Annotated in this window: 17 protein-coding genes; 8 read left to right on the top strand and 9 right to left on the bottom strand. The window is 37.4% G+C overall.

Annotation, left to right across the window (positions count from 1 at the left end):
* The first annotated feature begins 5 nt into the window (after nt 1–5).
* The 5 genes from BCF58_RS10685 to BCF58_RS10665 all read left to right on the top strand — a co-directional run bounded on the left by BCF58_RS10685 (nt 6) and on the right by BCF58_RS10665 (nt 5239).
* A complete protein-coding gene (locus BCF58_RS10685; RefSeq protein WP_121461765.1) occupies nt 6–734 on the top strand; it encodes a DUF72 domain-containing protein in 729 nt (242 codons plus the stop codon).
* A 129-nt stretch (nt 735–863) separates the two neighbouring features.
* Nucleotides 864–1730, top strand: coding sequence for a polysaccharide deacetylase family protein (locus BCF58_RS10680; protein WP_121461764.1), 867 nt, complete (start codon nt 864–866; stop codon nt 1728–1730).
* A gap of 176 nt (nt 1731–1906) precedes the next feature.
* Nucleotides 1907–2566: a YggS family pyridoxal phosphate-dependent enzyme gene (locus BCF58_RS10675; protein WP_121462047.1), complete on the top strand. Its 660-nt coding sequence runs from the start codon at nt 1907–1909 to the stop codon at nt 2564–2566.
* Between the two features lie 56 nt (nt 2567–2622).
* Nucleotides 2623–3807 carry a sigma-54-dependent transcriptional regulator gene (locus tag BCF58_RS10670; protein WP_121461763.1) on the top strand — a complete coding sequence of 395 codons (1185 nt, stop codon included), beginning with the start codon at nt 2623–2625 and terminating at the stop codon, nt 3805–3807.
* A gap of 70 nt (nt 3808–3877) precedes the next feature.
* On the top strand, nt 3878–5239 hold the full coding sequence (locus BCF58_RS10665; protein WP_121461762.1) for an MATE family efflux transporter: 1362 nt from the start codon (nt 3878–3880) through the stop codon (nt 5237–5239).
* A 40-nt stretch (nt 5240–5279) separates the two neighbouring features.
* Here the strand turns inward: BCF58_RS10665 and BCF58_RS10660 are convergent, their stop codons facing one another.
* The 4 genes from BCF58_RS10660 to era all read right to left on the bottom strand — a co-directional run bounded on the left by BCF58_RS10660 (nt 5280) and on the right by era (nt 10042).
* On the bottom strand, nt 5280–6035 hold the full coding sequence (locus BCF58_RS10660) for an alpha/beta hydrolase family protein (RefSeq protein WP_121461761.1): 756 nt from the start codon (nt 6033–6035) through the stop codon (nt 5280–5282).
* A gap of 143 nt (nt 6036–6178) precedes the next feature.
* Nucleotides 6179–8581 carry an alpha/beta hydrolase family protein gene (locus tag BCF58_RS10655; protein WP_121462046.1) on the bottom strand — a complete coding sequence of 801 codons (2403 nt, stop codon included), beginning with the start codon at nt 8579–8581 and terminating at the stop codon, nt 6179–6181.
* 88 nt (nt 8582–8669) lie between these two features.
* On the bottom strand, nt 8670–9098 hold the full coding sequence (locus BCF58_RS10650; protein WP_121461760.1) for a DoxX family protein: 429 nt from the start codon (nt 9096–9098) through the stop codon (nt 8670–8672).
* 68 nt (nt 9099–9166) lie between these two features.
* A complete protein-coding gene (gene era / locus BCF58_RS10645; RefSeq protein WP_121461759.1) occupies nt 9167–10042 on the bottom strand; it encodes a GTPase Era in 876 nt (291 codons plus the stop codon).
* A 130-nt stretch (nt 10043–10172) separates the two neighbouring features.
* On the opposite strand from era, the gene BCF58_RS10640 reads away from it, so the two are divergent.
* The 3 genes from BCF58_RS10640 (at nt 10173) to BCF58_RS10630 (ending at nt 11588) form a co-directional block, all read left to right on the top strand.
* Nucleotides 10173–10505 (top strand): hypothetical protein, encoded by a 333-nt coding sequence (locus BCF58_RS10640; protein WP_121461758.1) that lies wholly within the window; start codon nt 10173–10175, stop codon nt 10503–10505.
* Nucleotides 10505–11068, top strand: coding sequence for a Crp/Fnr family transcriptional regulator (locus BCF58_RS10635; RefSeq protein WP_121461757.1), 564 nt, complete (start codon nt 10505–10507; stop codon nt 11066–11068). Before BCF58_RS10640 ends, BCF58_RS10635 begins: the two co-directional genes overlap by 1 nt.
* A 193-nt stretch (nt 11069–11261) precedes the next feature.
* Nucleotides 11262–11588 carry a DMT family transporter gene (locus tag BCF58_RS10630; protein ID WP_121461756.1) on the top strand — a complete coding sequence of 109 codons (327 nt, stop codon included), beginning with the start codon at nt 11262–11264 and terminating at the stop codon, nt 11586–11588.
* 44 nt (nt 11589–11632) lie between these two features.
* Here BCF58_RS10630 and BCF58_RS10625 read toward each other — a convergent pair whose 3' ends face one another.
* The 5 genes from BCF58_RS10625 to gpmI form a co-directional block, all read right to left on the bottom strand.
* Nucleotides 11633–12400: a class I SAM-dependent methyltransferase gene (locus BCF58_RS10625; RefSeq protein WP_121461755.1), complete on the bottom strand. Its 768-nt coding sequence runs from the start codon at nt 12398–12400 to the stop codon at nt 11633–11635.
* Nucleotides 12400–13209, bottom strand: coding sequence for a type I methionyl aminopeptidase (gene map, locus BCF58_RS10620; protein WP_121461754.1), 810 nt, complete (start codon nt 13207–13209; stop codon nt 12400–12402). Before map ends, BCF58_RS10625 begins: the two co-directional genes overlap by 1 nt.
* Nucleotides 13210–13294: 85 nt before the next feature.
* The gene (locus tag BCF58_RS10615; protein WP_121461753.1) at nt 13295–13726 is read right to left on the bottom strand and encodes a BT0820 family HAD-type phosphatase; all 432 of its coding nucleotides are present in this window, start codon (nt 13724–13726) and stop codon (nt 13295–13297) included.
* 93 nt (nt 13727–13819) lie between these two features.
* Nucleotides 13820–14800 carry an acyl-ACP desaturase gene (locus BCF58_RS10610; protein ID WP_121461752.1) on the bottom strand — a complete coding sequence of 327 codons (981 nt, stop codon included), beginning with the start codon at nt 14798–14800 and terminating at the stop codon, nt 13820–13822.
* Between the two features lie 132 nt (nt 14801–14932).
* A complete protein-coding gene (gpmI, locus tag BCF58_RS10605; protein WP_121461751.1) occupies nt 14933–16474 on the bottom strand; it encodes a 2,3-bisphosphoglycerate-independent phosphoglycerate mutase in 1542 nt (513 codons plus the stop codon).
* Nucleotides 16475–16537: the final 63 nt, after the last annotated feature.

Genomic DNA, 16537 nt, shown 5'->3' with positions numbered 1-16537 from the left:
AAATTATGAAAAAAGGAAGTCTTTACATTGGATGTTCAGGTTTTTATAATAATGACTGGAAAGGATTTTTTTATCCGGAAGACGTTAAAAGTAAAGACTACCTTACCTTATATTCCCGGAAATTCAATACCGTGGAAATCAATTCTACCTTTTACAGGAAACCAACGGCAAAAACACTCCTAAAATGGGTTGATGAAACCCCGGAAGATTTTAAGTTTTTCATTAAAATTCCAAAAACTATTTCGCACGAAAAGCGTCTTGAAAACTGTAAAGAAGAAATTTCAGCGTTCTGTCATCACATTGGGGAGTATTTAACCGAAAAATTAGCGGGTTTTCTGTACCAGTTTCCTCCCTCTTTTAAAAGCAGTCCGGAAAATATTGAACTTATCCTTCATAATCTTGATTTTGCCTTTTTGAACGTCATTGAATTTCGTCATGAATCCTGGTGGAAGGAAGATATTTTCAATTTGTTCAAAGCTAAAAGCATTGTTTTCTCCGGGGTGAGCTTTCCCGGTAATCTTCCAGAAGATGTAATGGTTACCCATCCGGAAATACTGTATTATCGGCTTCACGGAAAACCAGTTCTTTATAAGTCGGAATATCCGGAAGAATTTCTCAATAATCTGGCAGAAAAAATCAAAAACCTGCAAAAGAAATCCTTTATATTTTTCAATAATACGTGGGGACATGCCGCAATTCAAAATTCTTTATATTTAAAGAAAATACTGGAATAAATTCAAGTCTCAGAAAACTTATTAAAATTAGCTTAAAATATACATTTTCCATAAAAATTGGCATATGATTTGTTAAGAATATTTTAGAAAAATTAACAATTTTTAACAATTTAAATTCCTTTTTATTTTATGAGAAAAATTTTTGCGGAAAAGTCAAAACAAACGACTTTTCTTGGGATGTTTGCATTGGTGAGTGCAACTTCAATTTTATTCAACAGCTGCAACCAGAAAAAAGAACAGAAAGCATCCGAAAGGATGATTTCATACGAAGATCCCGTCGCAAAAATAGTCCCCGTCATAGATGATGACAATATCCCATCAGATAAAAGAGTTATTTACCTTACTTTTGATGATGGTCCTAATCAAGGAACTCAAAATCTCCTGAAAATCCTTCGTAAAAGAAATGTCTGCGCCACCGCCTTTGTGGTAGGCAAACATGTATATGGAAGCAAAAAGCAGCAGCAAGACTTTGAACAGCTGAGAAAAGATCCGCTCATTGAGCTGGCTAATCATAGCTTTACCCATGCTCATAATAAATATACCGGTTTTTATAAAAATCCGGATGCAGTGGTCCAGGATTTCGATACAGCAAAAGACAGCCTGAAATTACATGATAAAATTGCCAGAACTCCCGGAAGAAACATTTGGAGGCTCAATACTATTACAGTAACCGATATCAAAAGTTCCACCGAGGCAGCCAATGGCTTAAAAAAAGCAGGATACAAAGTAGTGGGCTGGGATCTGGAATGGAAACCTACCCCGTCTATGAATTTAAAAGGAAACCACGAAGCCATGCTGAAAAAAGTAGACAGTATATTCCTGAATGACCTGGAGAAAACTTCGAGGCACCTGGTTTTCCTTACGCATGATCAGTATTTAACGGATGCCGATTCTATCAATGAACTGGATATGTTTATCGAAAAGCTTCAGAAAAGCAACAAGTTTGTATTTAGAAAAATTTCCCAATATCCTAAGATCAATGAAATCCTGAATTAAATATTATCCTTACTGTCATTCTGAACATAATGTAATGAAGTGAAGAATCTCAAGGCTATTATAGAAGATTCTTCATTCTGCTATGTTTCATTCAGAATGACAACAAAGATAAATCAATGTTGAAAATTTTATCAATTCACTCGTTTTTTGCTTTTAAAATTCAGAAATTTGCCGTTATGAGCCTTACGGAAAACTATCATACGATAAAAAGTCAGCTTCCAGCCCATGTTCAGTTGGTGGCGGTTTCAAAAACCCATCCTGTTTCTGCGATTCAGGAAGTATATGATTCGGGACAGAGGATATTCGGAGAAAATAAAGTCCAGGAACTTGTTGAAAAGTATCCTCACCTTCCCAAAGACATTCAGTGGCACCTGATCGGGCACCTGCAAACCAATAAGGTAAAATATATTGCCGGTTTTGTAGATACCATTCAAAGCGCAGATTCTGAAAAACTCCTTCTTGAGATCAATAAAGAGGCGGGAAAGCATAACCGTAAAATCAAGGTTTTGCTACAGGTAAAAATTGCTGAAGAGGAAAGCAAATTCGGTCTTGACATCATGGAAGCCCATAATCTGTTTCAAAAATACCTTAACGGCGGGTTTCCTCATATTGAAATCACAGGATTGATGGGAATGGCTACATTTACTGAAAATGAAAATCAGATCCGAAAGGAATTTTCCTTGCTGAAAAAGGTTTTCGATGAATTTAGTGCAGTAAAAAAACTGGAAACCCTGTCTATGGGAATGAGTGATGATTTTCCGGTTGCCATAGAATGCGGGGCCAATTCTGTACGCGTAGGATCAGCAATTTTCGGGAGACGGGATTATTTAAAATAACATATTAGGTATGGTTTTTGCTAATAATTCAATCAAAAATTTCTAAATTTGCAACTATGCAAAAAATCCTTATAGTAGAAGACGAAAAAGCAATCTCCGGAGTACTCCACAGTATTCTTTCAGATGAGCTTACCAATTATGAATTTATTGTGGCCGAAGATGGCCTGGAAGGCTTCAAACATATTGAAAAAGAGGATTTCGCCCTGGTGATCTCTGATATAAAAATGCCCAAACTTTCAGGAACCGAACTTTTAAAGCAAAGTCTGGCTTTGAAACCGGATATTACTTTTATCATGATTTCAGGGCACGCCGATATAGATTCTGCAGTTTCCTGCTTAAAAGAGGGTGCATACGATTTTATATCCAAGCCTATTGACATCAACAGGCTGATTACAAGCGTAAAAAATGCATTGGCAAAAGAAAGTCTTAAGAAAGAAAACAAAAATCTTCAGACAGAAAATAAAACACTCAAAAAGAAGGTCAACAAAAAGTACCAGATGATTGGTGAATCTCCTGCTTTAAAGAAAATCCAGGATATGATCGATAAGGTAGCAGTCTCCGATGCAAGGGTTTTGATTACAGGACCTAACGGTGCCGGGAAAGAATTGGTTGCCCATGCTATTCACAGCCAGAGCGACAGATCTAAAGGACCTATGGTGGAAGTGAACTGTGCGGCAATTCCTTCGGAACTTATCGAGTCTGAGCTTTTCGGACATGTAAAAGGTTCTTTCACGGGTGCTATTAAAGATAAACAGGGAAAATTTGAGCAGGCTACAGGCGGTACCATTTTTCTTGATGAGATTGGAGATATGAGTCTTATTGCCCAGGCAAAAGTACTAAGGGTGCTTCAGGAAAGTAAAGTTTCCCCTGTAGGGAGTGATAAGGAAATCAAGGTAGATGTAAGGGTTCTGGCCGCTACCAACAAGAATATGCAGGCTGAAATTGAAGCTGGAAGATTCAGAGAGGATTTGTATCACAGACTTTCTGTAATTGAAATCTATGTTCCGCCTTTGGATGACAGAAAAGAGGATATTCAGTTGCTGGTAGACCATTTTTCAGGGATTATTGCCGAAGAACACGGTACTGCTGTGAAAAAGTTTGACGCTAAAGCTATTGAAGCGTTAAAAGCCCTTTCCTGGACAGGAAATATCAGAGAGCTGAGAAATGTTGTAGAGAGGTTGATTATTCTTGGAGGAAATACTGTTTCTGAAGAAGACGTCGCAAATTTTGTAAGAAAATAATTAATTATTAATTAAATAAATAACAAAGAATTTGCAGTATATAAAGCTGCAAATTTTTTTTTGAACTATTATGAACTTTTTAAATAAAAACTATACGAATGAAGCCCTGAAACTGGCCTTTCCGGTAATGCTTACACAGGTGGGACAGGTTTCGGTCAACTTATTTGACAATATTATCGTAGGAAGACTGTTGGGAGCAGATGCACTGGCTTCGGTATCTCTGGGAAATGCCGTATTTTTCTCGATGTTTGTCCTTGCATTAGGATTTTCCTTTGCAATTCCGCCCCTGGTTTCGGAAGCTCATTCAAAAGGGGATCATAAAACAATCAATTCTGTTTTCAGCCATGGATTCATTATCAATATGTCTGTAGGAATTATTTTAATGGGTGTATTGTTTTTAGGAATGCCTCTGCTCTATCATTCCGGACAGCCGGAAAAGATCATTCCTGACACTGCCAATTTCTTAGGAATTATGGCGATAAGCATTGTTCCCTTTATGGCTTTTCAGACATTGCGTGAGGTTTCTGAAGGATTATCTTACACCATTGGAGTTACCAAGGCGACTATTATTGCCAATGTAATCAATATTGTTCTGAATTATGTATTTATTAAAGGGCTTTTCGGAATTCCTCCAATGGGGGTAGAAGGTTCCGCTTTAGCCAGCTTAATTGCCCGAATCTTCATGGTCGTTTTTCTTTATTTTGTTCTCTTGCATGAAAAGAAAACCAGACAATACATTAAGGATTTCTCTTTGAAAGTACAGGTATTTACGAAAGAAATGTTCAGTAAAATGCTAAAATTAGGGTTTCCTACCGCATTACAGATGTTCTTTGAGGTAACGGCTTTTGCTGCTGCAGCTTTCATCTGCGGACTGATTTCCGCTCATGATATTGCCTCTCACCAGATTGCATTGAGCATGGCTTCCTTTACCTTTAATCTATGTATCGGTTTCAGTGTGGCTTCTACGGTAATGATCGGAAGAAAGCTGGGTGAAGGCAATTTCGTTGAACTGAGAAAGGTAGGTATCAACAACCTTAAAATTGCTTTTATTTTCATGGTAATCTGTGGAATCATATTTATTCTGGGAAGAAATGTCCTTCCTAGCTTCTTTACGAAGAAAGAAGAAGTTGAAGTAATTACCTTAGCTTCAAAGCTTTTGATTATTGCTGCCCTGTTCCAGTTATCAGACGGAATTCAGGTGACTGCTTTGGGAACGTTGAGAGGTTTACAGGATGTAAAAATCCCTTCCATTTATACTTTTATTGCGTATTGGATCGTTACGATTCCTTTAGGATATTTCCTTTGTGTTACCTTAAAAATGGGAGCCTTTGGAATGTGGATCGCTTTAGGATTAGGATTAACGGTTTCCGCAGTCTTCCTGGTAAAACGATTTTTGAATATGTCTGCGAAGAGGATTAAACAGAATGCATAAACAAGAAGCGGCCGGGTTCCCCGGCCGCTTCTTGTTTATTTTATTCAGCTGAAATATGATTAAGCAGTAATGATTCTTTTGCCTCATTATTCTCAAAAGCTGCAATTTTAGTTAAACATTCTGCCAGATTTTTCATATCATGCTGCTTAACAGGGTTTCCTTTGGAACAACCGATTGAAGTGTATAACTGATTAGGCTCCCTTCCGAAAAGCCTGGCCGCTTTTAATATTTCCCCATTCTCTACAATGGTATACCGATCATTCTTAATCTTCAGTTTATTACGGAATACAGGACTCCTATTGAATGTGTAAGCTGTTGCGCCTTCTCTATTTAAAGAAATGTGAGTAGCAATTCCGCCTCCTAATGAATGTCCAGTTACAATACATTCCTTAAAATTATACTTACTCCTGCATTGATCGAAAATTTCCAGTCCATATTTATTTTGTTTTTGATTTGCCGGATTATTTCCCGTAGAAAAATCTTTAAGAGAATCTGTACCTCTAAATGCAAAAACATACATTCCCGTAAGCTTATCTTTATAAAGTGTAGCATAAAAATCCATTTCTTTATTTTCGAAATCTTCTATTTTTTCGAAATACTTATCCAGGTTAAATTGAAAAGGCTTATTGTACACATTTTTACTAAGCTGAGCATATTTCCAGGATTTATCGGATATATCCCGTATTTCTTTACACCACCCGGAAGGATGATCACATTCAGTTAATGCTCTGCGAGAGCTACAACTGCACAATATCACAAAAAGTGATACCAGTAGAATAGGTTTGAGGGGTTTCATGGTTTTAAGGTTTTAGTTTAACTAAATGTAAGCATATTTTCAAAACCGGGAAATACCCTATTTGTACTATATAAGATGGGAATAAAAAAACTAAGAAATCATTATCATAAAAAACTCGTCCAAAATGAACGAGTTTTAAAAATTTATTTCTTTAAACATTTCTCTAAGAACTGATCCTGTTCCCATAAAACATGGAAAATATTCTCTTTAGCCTGATAACCGTGGGCTTCTTTTGGTAAAAGCACCATTTTCACAGGAGCTCCAAGATTTTTCAATGCCTGGAAATATCTTTCCGTCTGCAGGGTGAATGTTCCCGGGTTATTGTCTGCATCCCCATGAATTAACAGCATTGGTGTTTTCATTTTATCTGCATTCATGAAAGGAGACATCGTGTTGTAAATTTCCGGAACATCCCAATAGTTTCTCTGCTCGCTCTGGAAACCAAATGGGGTCAAAGTTCTGTTATAAGCTCCACTTCTTGCAATTCCGCACGCAAAAAGCTTAGAATGGGTCAAAAGATTGGCTGTCATGAAAGCACCATAAGAATGTCCTCCTACCGCAACTTTGGTTTTATCAATATATCCTAGCTGATCTACCGCACTGATCGCTGCTTCTGCATTGGCAACCAATTGGGGAAGGAAAGTATCATTAGGTTCTGTTTTACCTTCTCCGATGATTGGGAAAGCGGCATCATCCAAAACAGCATATCCTTTTGCTGCCCAGTATACGAAAGAGCCGTAATTAGGGAAAGTGAAATCGTTTGGATTTTGCGTATTCTGCCCTGCCGTATTCTTGTCCTTATATTCTGTAGGATAAGCCCAGATCAGCAAAGGAAGCTTCTCTTTTTTAGCCTTTCGGTCATAATTGGCAGGAAGATATAATGTTCCCGTTAAAGTTACCCCGTCATTTCTTTTGTAAGTAATAACTTCTTTATAGACATCCTTGATGCTTTCAAAAGGGTTGGCAAAATTGGTAACCGTTTCCGTTTTATTAGACTTGACATTCTTTTTAAAATAATTCGGATACTGAGTTGCCGACTGCTGAATGGTTAAAACCTCTCCTTTTGATGGATTAATAATATCTATAATCTCTTCCTTAGCATTCTTAAGATTGGAAGTGTAAAGTCTTTTCTTTTTCAGGGTTTTCATATCCATTTCATCAATGAAAGGGTGTTGCCCGTCTTTTGTAAACCCGTCTCCGATAAGGTAAGATTTACCGTTCTTCATATCAATTACCGTTCTTCCAAACTGGTTTTTAGTGGTATTGAAATTTCCCGGATCGCTGTAAACATCCTGATAATTCCTGTCATCAATAATTTTGGATTCACCGTTATTAAGGTCCACTAAGAAAGATTTTGTATTTCTTGTATCGTACCAACCTTCATTTACGATCGCATAATGATCATTCGTCCAGCTTGTTCCGGAATACCTTTGTTTTGTTTTGAAGAAAGATTTAGGAGCGGCATTGAACGGCGCTTCCCAAGTGAAAATTTCATCCCGGTAATCTGCATTTTTATACTGGTCACCTCCATCCAAAGCTTCAGCATATACTAAAGTTGCAGGTAGATCACTTCTCCATCCCATATCTCTTTTCCCTGTTCTTACAGAAGAGAATCCTTTTGGCATGATTTCGTTCAAAGGAACTTCGTTTACGACTTTTACCGTATTACCCTGCATATCGTACACTGTGGAAGTCATAGGAAATCTGCTTAGAGGAACAATATAAGAAAACGGTTTTTTGATAGTCGTTACCATCAGATAATTTCCATCCGGTGAAAAGCTCAGACCTGCATATAAATCCTGATCTTTTACTTTCTTTACGCCTCCATTCAGATCTACATTATAGAGCTCGGAAGAAGTAAGGATTTCAAAATTCTTCTCATCCTGTGGATTTTTAAGCAAATCCTGATATGTTCTGTTTTGAGAAACTTTCCCGTCTGCGGTTGAAACAATTGGTCCTGTAGGCATATCCTTGCTTGAATCAATCAACGTTGGCCTGTTCTGAGGAAGCGTTCTTATTAATAAGCTTTGAGAATCTTTATACCATACATATGGATTCCCCAGGTTCGCATTCAGATTATCCCCGGTGATTTTTTTTGCGGTTGCTGTTTCCAGGTCCACTATCCAAAGTTCCACTCCTTTACTGGTTGTATTGGTGAAAGCCAGTTTTTTTTCATCAGGAGAGAAAGAGGTATTGGTAATTTTAGGGTTTGCAGGTAAACCTTTTACCTGAACTTCATTTTTATCATTCAGCTTTCTTACTTTAAGATTGTTGGAATAGGTAGCCGTACTTGAAATGTTGGTTACCGGATTAATCCTCAATCCTCCAAGCTTCATTTCCTGCTGGCTGAGGTCTTCAAGGGTTTTGTAGGTTGGACGGTAGGCAAAAACAATCCAGTCTTTTTTATTGTTGATTAAAACGCTTGGGGGTCTCTCATAATCTGCAAGCTTAAGGATTTCTGCAGAAGGTTTTTGATAAGTAATATTTTCCTGAGCTTCATAGAAATTAAGAAAAGCCAGAAGACAAATGGTTAGTTTTAGCTTCATTATATTTTCATTTTTCACGAAATTAATGAATTTAAGGACATAAAAAAAGCAGTAACAAGTACTGCTTGTATTTTAAATTGATTTTATGTTACCAGTCGGATGCTCTTTTACGTTTTTCGATCAAATAATCTACCGAAATTTTCCCTGCCCCGAAAGCCATCAAAAGAAGATAAACAGACAGATAAACCAAGCTCATTTCTCTTTTCTCGAAAGGATCTGCCCCATGAACAAAAAAGCCTGCAATCAGCATAGTAAAGATCAAAAATCCCAGAGCGACCCTTGTAAACAGTCCTAAGATAAGAAGTATAGAGCAAACAAATTCAGCAAAAACAGTAAGGATCAGGGAAAATTGAGGTCCCATTCCAAGAAAGCTATAGAACTCAATTTTTCCGCCTTCTAATAACATCTGAAGTTTTGGAAACCCGTGAGACAGCATAGCAAAACCTATAAAAACTCTCACAATCAATAGAACAATATCCTTAAAAATAGTGCTGGAATTTGAGTTCAAATAATTCATTCAATGGAAAATTTAGATTAAAGATAATAAAAATCTTACAATACAACGAAGAACAGGGCTATTTTAGTCTATCTGTATCCGAAATTTTTCAAATCCCGGTCATTTTTTCTCCAGTCTTTTTTTACTTTCACAAATAAGTTCAAATGGATTTTCTTGGCAAAAAACTTTTCAAGGTCCAGTCTGGCTTCTGTACCCACCTTTTTGATAGCCTCGCCTTTATGGCCTATCACGATCCCTTTCTGGGTGTCTCTTTCCACGTAAATGATAGAATCGATAAAAATTATTCCTTCTTTTTCCTTAAACTGTTCCGTCACCACTTCCACAGAATAAGGAATCTCTTTTTCATAGTTTAAAAGGATTTTTTCACGGATGGTTTCGTTCACGAAGAATCTTTCCGGCTTATCCGTAAACTGGTCTTTTTCGTAATACGGCGGATTTTCCGGAAGTAAAGATTTTATTTTCGGTAAAATAATTTCCGTATTGAACGCATTTAAAGCAGAAATAGGTAAAATTTCAGCTTTCGGAATTCTTTGATGCCACTCTTCCACCAGCTTTTCCAAGCCTTCCTGGTTGGTCTGATCCACTTTGTTTAGTAGCAATAAAACCGGTACCGGAATTTTATTAAGCTTATCAATTAAAAACTCAGAGGGTTCTGTTTTATCGGTAACATCAACAATAAAAAGGAAAACATCGGCATCCTGTAAAGAGTCCTTTACAAAATCCATCATTTTCTCCTGTAAACCATATTTAGGGTCTAACACTCCCGGAGTATCTGAAAATACAATCTGAAGATCATCTTCATTATAAATTCCAAAAATCCTGTGACGTGTTGTTTGTGCTTTTTGTGTTACAATAGCCAGTTTCTCCCCCATTAACTGATTTAATAAGGTAGATTTTCCTGCGTTGGGCTTTCCGACTATATTTACGAATCCTGCTTTGTGCATATGTACTTTTTTAGGCTCAATATTGAACTGGGCTGCAAAGTTACTAAAAACAAAATTTTAAATTTGGTTTTGCGTCCACAAAAGTAAGTACTGCATGAAAAAGTAATATATTTACCTCTAAAATGGATACATGGCTGAAGCGGAAAAATATTTTACGGAATTAGCAACAGAAATTCCCGGTGCACAAGAGGGAAAAATGTTTGGTGCCCTTTGCCTGAAAGCACCGAATGGAAAAGCATTTGTCTTATTTAAAAATGGAAATGTCGCGATAAAATTAAACGGTTCCGTACTGGATGTGGCTTTGAGCTTAGACGGCGCTTCAGTTTTTGAGCCTTCAGAAGGTAAACAGATGAACGGCTGGGTTCAGATTCCCCTGGAATATCAAAGTAAATGGAAACAATATGCACAAATTGCATTCAATGAGGTGGAAAAGATCGAAAAGAAAACTTCCAAAACTATATAATGGATATCAACCAAATCCTTGACCGCATTTATGTTTTACCCGAAGCTTCTAAAAATGCTTTAAAAAAGCATATTACGGAGGTTTCATATCCCAAAAGCTTCTGCCTTATGGAAGCGGATAAAATAGTTCCTCATATTTATTTTATCAAAAAGGGGATTGTCCGTGCGTATGCTTCTACCGAAGCCAATGATATTACTTTCTGGTTCGGAAGTGAAGGTGAGACGATCGTTTCCATGAAAAGCTACGTGGAAAATCAACCAGGATATGAAAGTATCCAGCTTCTTGAAGACTGTGATCTGTACATGCTGGAAACAGAAAGCCTCAGGAAGCTTTTTAATGAAGATATCCATATTGCCAACTGGGGAAGAAAATTTGCAGAAAGGGAGCTTGTTAAAACCGAAGAGCTCATTATCTCAAGACAGTTTAAAACTGCGTTGGAACGGTATACAGATCTTATGACCCAGAAGCCCAATCTTCTGAAAAGAGTTCAGTTGGGGCATATTGCCTCTTACCTTGGTATCACACAGGTAAGTCTGAGCCGGATTCGTGCAGAGATAAAATAAATTAAATTTTTTTTTTGTCATTCTGACGAAGGAAGAATCTCTTTAAAATTATTAAGATTCTTCACTTCGTTTTACTACGTTCAGAATGACATCCCTGATTCTATATAAAATTATGATAAGTATTCATTTTTTAACAATTGTAAAATGTTTTTTCCTTTAAAACAGGGAACTTTGCAGCAGAAAATTATCAGAAATGAATTGGATCATTTTAATCATTGCAGGATTATTTGAAGTAGCATTTGCTTCATGTTTAGGAAAAGCCAAGGAAACGTCCGGAACCGAAATGTATTATTGGTATGCAGGTTTTCTTGTGACCATGACAATAAGTATGGTCTTACTGATCAAAGCAACCCAAACATTACCCATCGGAACCGCTTATGCGGTATGGACGGGAATTGGTGCGGTAGGAACAGCATTAATGGGAATTTTCTTTTTTAAAGATCCCGTAAGCTTCTGGAGAATATTTTTTATTACCACGCTAATTGGCTCTGTAATTGGGTTGAAAGCGGTTTCACATTAGTATCTTATAAAAACAAACACGCCTTCAAATTGAAGGCGTGTTTGTTATTTTTTGAATACGACAGGCAGGATTTCATTATGCCTTAATCCGTACTTTCTGATTTCTTCCTGTGAAAAGTTTTGAGAATAGAAATTGGGTTCGGTTTCAAAGCCTGCTTTTCTCAGACGGTCAAAATAATCCATCCCATACCAACGAACGTGATCGTATTGTCCGAAATGCTTCTGACGTTCTTTAGGGTCTTTAATGGTGAAATCTTCATAAGTCTTTTCCAATGAGTTTTTCATCGGTACCTGAAAAATTCCCCAGCCTCCCGGCTTCATGACTCTGTATAATTCGCTCATGGCTTTTGCATCGTCCTCAATATGTTCAAGGACGTGGTTACAAAAAATGATATCAAAGCTTTCATCCGCAAAAGGAAGATCAAGAATATCAGCTTTTACATCTACAATCGGAGAGAATAAGTCGGCTGAAATATAATCCAGGTTTCTCATTCTTTTGAATTTCCTCAAAAACTCCTGTTCCGGAGCAATATGTAAAACTTTATAGTTTTTAATGAAAAAATCGGTTTCATTCTGAAGGTACAACCACATCTGACGGTGTCTTTCCAGACTTAAAGTTCCGGGAGACAATGCATTTTCCCTCTGGGAGCCATATCCGTAAGGAAGAAATTTCCTGTAAGATTTTCCGTCAATAGGATCATAAAACTGATCTCCTTTAAAGAACTGATAGATAAGCGGTCTTGCCCAAATACTCATTTTAATAAGCATGGGACGCGGAAGTTTATTTAATAAAAGTTTAGTGACTTTTTTCATTAAAAATCCATTTGAAAACGCTTCTCTTCGTCACTTTCAATGCCTAAAGCTTCATAAATATATTGATATGTGGAAAGTAGCACCGGCTTACCGTTGATTACGGCTACATCATGTTCAAAGTGAGCAGATGGCTGATTATCTAAAGTAGTCACCGTCCAGCCGTCATTATGGAATTTTACTTTTTCGGTTCCCATATTGATCATCGGCTCGATAGCGATTGCCAAACCGTCTTTGATCACTTTTCCGCTTCCCTGTCTTCCGTAATTAGGAACCTGTGGATCTTCATGCATTTTTCTTCCCAAACCATGTCCTACGAGTTCTCTTACTACTCCATATCCTTCTTTTTCACAGTGAGACTGTATCGCATGGGAAATATCTCCTATTCTTTTCCCTCTGATGCATTGTTCAATTCCTTTATAAAGAGATTCTTTCGCTACTTTCAGTAATTTTTTGGTTTCAGGCTTCACTTCCCCTACTTCAAAAGTATAGGCATGATCTCCTACAAAACCATTTAAAATAACTCCACAGTCTACCGAAAGAACGTCTCCGTCTTTCAGAATATCATTATTGGGAAATCCATGAACTACCTGCTCATTGGGAGAAATACATAAAGAGTACGGAAATCCACCATATCCCAGAAATGCTGGTTCGGCGCCATGATCTTTAATAAAATCGTAGGCTAATTTATCTAAATGTGAAGTAGTGATTCCCGGTTTGATTTCTTTAGCCAACATTCCTAATGTCTGGGAAACCAATCGGGCACTTTGCTTCATCAAACGAAGCTCTTCTATTGTTTTTAACTGAATCATGTATTAATATAACAATTTAAAAATTTAACAATGTAACAACCAAAATATTGGTAAACTGTTACATTACTATATTGTTAGATCTATTCTACCAGAATAATCCTTTTTTCTTTTCTTTCTTAAGTTTGGAATAGGCTAAAACTTCTTTTCCTTCCACACGGAATTCTATTCTTTCGTTAATGATATTATAGATTTCTCCCCAGCCCGGAAAGCCTCCTAAATTCCTGTCATCAATAAACCAATCCGCATCTATTTTTCTTGACTGTGCTTCAGAATCAAAAACCTCTCCTTCAAAACTAGAATTGACTGCATAGAATTCAATCCCATTTTTTCTGCAGAATTCTATTGCTTCTTCCAATGTCTTTCCATGTCTGTATGTCCAAAGAATCAACCTGTAGCCCTGGGCCTGTAATTTTTTTAAAGTTTCAAATACGAAAGTTTTAGGCTTTCCAATTGCCGGATACGCATCATCTACAATAGTTCCATCAAAATCCACGGCAATTTTTTTATTATTTAACATTTTTGTTCATTTTTAGCTGTGCAAAGATAGGAAATAAAAAGAGTGCCAAAAAAACAATCAGCACTCTTACTTTATAATTTATAACAATATAGACTAACTTTTTACCCAGCTGAACTGAAACTGCTGGTCCGGGGTAGAGATTCTGTCGGTGATTTTCTGTAATCTTGCCGGTAGTTTCATTAAATATTCCTGAGCTTTTTCTGCTTTTTCAGTAAGGCCTTTTACGTGCTCTATCTTCCATTCATCCAACAAATCTTTTAAAATGTTGATATAATCCTGTCCTGTATACACCATACATCGCTGAGCAGCATCGGAAAAATGTCCCCAAAGCTCTCCGGCTTTCTGCCCGGATTGTCTCATCATGTGTGCAGGCATTACAATTTTCTTACGCATCATATCTTCAAAAGCCAAAATCATTTCAGAGGGATCAATCTCTAGAATTTTTGTCACGAAATGTTTGTATGCTTTGGCGTGTCTCGCTTCATCTGCCGCAATCACCCCACACATTTTTGCTAATTTTCCGTTTCCTGACTGTTTGGCCAGGGTACCCACTCTTCTGTGAGAGATATTGGTAGCTGTTTCCTGAAAGCTTGTGTATACAAAGTTTCTGTAAGGGTCCATGCTGGTACCCAAATCGAAACCATCATTAATCAGGTATTGAGTAGTGATCTCCACTTCCCTCATATTCACTCTTCCACACAGATATAGATATTTATTTAATAAATCTCCGTGTCTGTTTTCCTCAGCAGTCCATGCTCTTACCCAATGGCTCCAGCCTACTATTTTCTCTTCCTGGTCGATACCTTCCACTCCCATTAACCATGATTCGTAAGAAGGCAAAGCTTCTTCCGTAATACAGTCTCCGATGAGCGTCACAAAAAGATCGTAAGGCATTTCACGAGCGAAAGTCTGGATTTCTTCTAAATCGTATTTAAACTCAGCACTTGAAGGGTCCGGGAGATAATCTGAAGGCTGCCAGATTTTTTCAATCGGCGTTAAAAATTTTTCCAGAAAAGAACCTACTTCCTTTTCTAAAATCCCCATTACTTCTTTCCTAACAAGATTTTGATACATTTTTACTATTTAGATTTAATATGCAAAGATAGGCTTTTATTATTTAAAGCATAGCAAGTTACGTGCCTGACTTTAATCATAAAATACCAATACTTAAATAATAACGATATTTTTTTAACAATATTATTGATTTCAGCTTATTAGAATATCGCCCGTCATTACTTCCGGTATTTCCAGCCCCATTATTTTTAAAATGGATGGAGCAATATCCCCCAGTTTTCCGGGTTTCAGATTCCAGGTGTGGTCTTTATCCATTACAATAAGCGGGACCAAATTGGTTGAGTGCTGCGTATTCGGTGTTCCGTCAGCATTTATCATCACGTCTGAGTTTCCGTGATCTGCCAGGATAAATACGGCATATCCATGCTCATACGCTGTGGTTGCTACTTTTTCGATACATTTATCTACCGTTTCTGCTGCTTTTACGGCCGCTTCAAAGACTCCGGTATGTCCCACCATATCTGTATTCGCGAAGTTTAAACATACAAAATCGGCAGTTTCATTTTCCAATTCCGGAAGAATGGCATTGGTAATATCATATGCAGACATTTCCGGCTTCAGATCATAGGTTGGAACGTCTTTAGGGCTTGGACAAAGTAATCTTCTTTCACCTGCAAACTCTTTTTCCCTTCCCCCTGAGAAAAAGAAGGTAACGTGTGGATACTTTTCTGTTTCTGCGATCCTGATCTGGGTTTTACCGTTTCTTTCCAACACTTCTCCCATGGTATTTTGTAAGACTTCTTCATCAAAAACCACCTGTACATTCTGGAAAGTTGCATCATAGTTGGTCAACGTAATATAGTACAGATTCAGTTTACGCATGAAATATTCAGGAAAATCTTTTTGCGAAAGGACTTCTGTGATTTCACGTCCCCTGTCGGTACGGAAATTGAAGCAGATTACCACATCATTATCTACAATTTTGGCCACCGGAACTATATTTCCTGTAGCTGTAGTATTAACTAAAATGATCGGTTTTAAAAATTCATCAGTAACATTATTGTCATAAGAGGCTTTAATGGCTGCCAATGCATCGGTTGTCTGTAGACCTACTCCTTCTGTGAGAGCATCATAAGCCAGCTTTACACGCTCCCATCTCTTATCTCTATCCATTGCGTAATACCTTCCTACTACTGTCGCCAGTTTTCCGGTAGTTGCTTCCATGTGCCTCTGAAGCTCTTCAATGAACCCAATTCCGGAATGCGGATCACAGTCTCTCCCATCGGTAAAGGCATGAACAAAAACATTCTCATTCAGTCCGAATTCTTTGGCAGCTGTCAGTAACCCTTTTAAATGATTGATATGTGAATGTACCCCTCCATTGGAAACCAAACCTATGAAGTGTATCTTTTTATTTTCTTTTTTAGCATATTCAAAAGCTTCCTGGATGACTTTTTCCTGGCCTAAAGTACCATTTTCAACCGCCATATTAAGCTTAACCAGGTTTTGGTACACGACTCTTCCCGCTCCTAAATTCATATGGCCTACTTCAGAATTTCCCATCTGCCCGGCCGGAAGACCAACCGCCAAACCGCTTGCTTCCAGTGTGGTATGAGGGAATTTCTTATAACAACTATCCATAAATGGTGTATCTGCTTTATCTATGGCCGAAACGTCCGGATTCATTCCCAACCCCCATCCGTCAAGGATTGCTAGTATTGCTTTTTTTGACATTTTGTATGATTTAACCATACAAATTTATCTATTTTCCTATGAATAAAAGAATTTGAAGAGTTT

The organism is Chryseobacterium defluvii, from assembly GCF_003634775.1.
GTDB lineage: Bacteria > Bacteroidota > Bacteroidia > Flavobacteriales > Weeksellaceae > Chryseobacterium > Chryseobacterium defluvii.
This window is presented reverse-complemented; position numbering and strand designations above follow the sequence as displayed.

Excerpts from the sequence above, each read along its gene's own strand:
- BCF58_RS10685 (WP_121461765.1), top strand. The coding sequence starts at position 6 with ATGAAAAAAGGAAGTCTTTACATTGGATGTTCAGGTTTTTATAATAAT.
- BCF58_RS10680 (WP_121461764.1), top strand. The coding sequence starts at position 864 with ATGAGAAAAATTTTTGCGGAAAAGTCAAAACAAACGACTTTTCTTGGG.
- BCF58_RS10675 (WP_121462047.1), top strand. The coding sequence starts at position 1,907 with ATGAGCCTTACGGAAAACTATCATACGATAAAAAGTCAGCTTCCAGCC.
- BCF58_RS10670 (WP_121461763.1), top strand. The coding sequence starts at position 2,623 with ATGCAAAAAATCCTTATAGTAGAAGACGAAAAAGCAATCTCCGGAGTA.
- BCF58_RS10665 (WP_121461762.1), top strand. The coding sequence starts at position 3,878 with ATGAACTTTTTAAATAAAAACTATACGAATGAAGCCCTGAAACTGGCC.
- BCF58_RS10660 (WP_121461761.1), bottom strand. The coding sequence starts at position 6,035 with ATGAAACCCCTCAAACCTATTCTACTGGTATCACTTTTTGTGATATTG.
- BCF58_RS10655 (WP_121462046.1), bottom strand. The coding sequence starts at position 8,581 with ATGAAGCTAAAACTAACCATTTGTCTTCTGGCTTTTCTTAATTTCTAT.
- BCF58_RS10650 (WP_121461760.1), bottom strand. The coding sequence starts at position 9,098 with ATGAATTATTTGAACTCAAATTCCAGCACTATTTTTAAGGATATTGTT.
- era (WP_121461759.1), bottom strand. The coding sequence starts at position 10,042 with ATGCACAAAGCAGGATTCGTAAATATAGTCGGAAAGCCCAACGCAGGA.
- BCF58_RS10640 (WP_121461758.1), top strand. The coding sequence starts at position 10,173 with ATGGCTGAAGCGGAAAAATATTTTACGGAATTAGCAACAGAAATTCCC.
- BCF58_RS10635 (WP_121461757.1), top strand. The coding sequence starts at position 10,505 with ATGGATATCAACCAAATCCTTGACCGCATTTATGTTTTACCCGAAGCT.
- BCF58_RS10630 (WP_121461756.1), top strand. The coding sequence starts at position 11,262 with ATGAATTGGATCATTTTAATCATTGCAGGATTATTTGAAGTAGCATTT.
- BCF58_RS10625 (WP_121461755.1), bottom strand. The coding sequence starts at position 12,400 with ATGAAAAAAGTCACTAAACTTTTATTAAATAAACTTCCGCGTCCCATG.
- map (WP_121461754.1), bottom strand. The coding sequence starts at position 13,209 with ATGATTCAGTTAAAAACAATAGAAGAGCTTCGTTTGATGAAGCAAAGT.
- BCF58_RS10615 (WP_121461753.1), bottom strand. The coding sequence starts at position 13,726 with ATGTTAAATAATAAAAAAATTGCCGTGGATTTTGATGGAACTATTGTA.
- BCF58_RS10610 (WP_121461752.1), bottom strand. The coding sequence starts at position 14,800 with ATGTATCAAAATCTTGTTAGGAAAGAAGTAATGGGGATTTTAGAAAAG.
- gpmI (WP_121461751.1), bottom strand. The coding sequence starts at position 16,474 with ATGTCAAAAAAAGCAATACTAGCAATCCTTGACGGATGGGGGTTGGGA.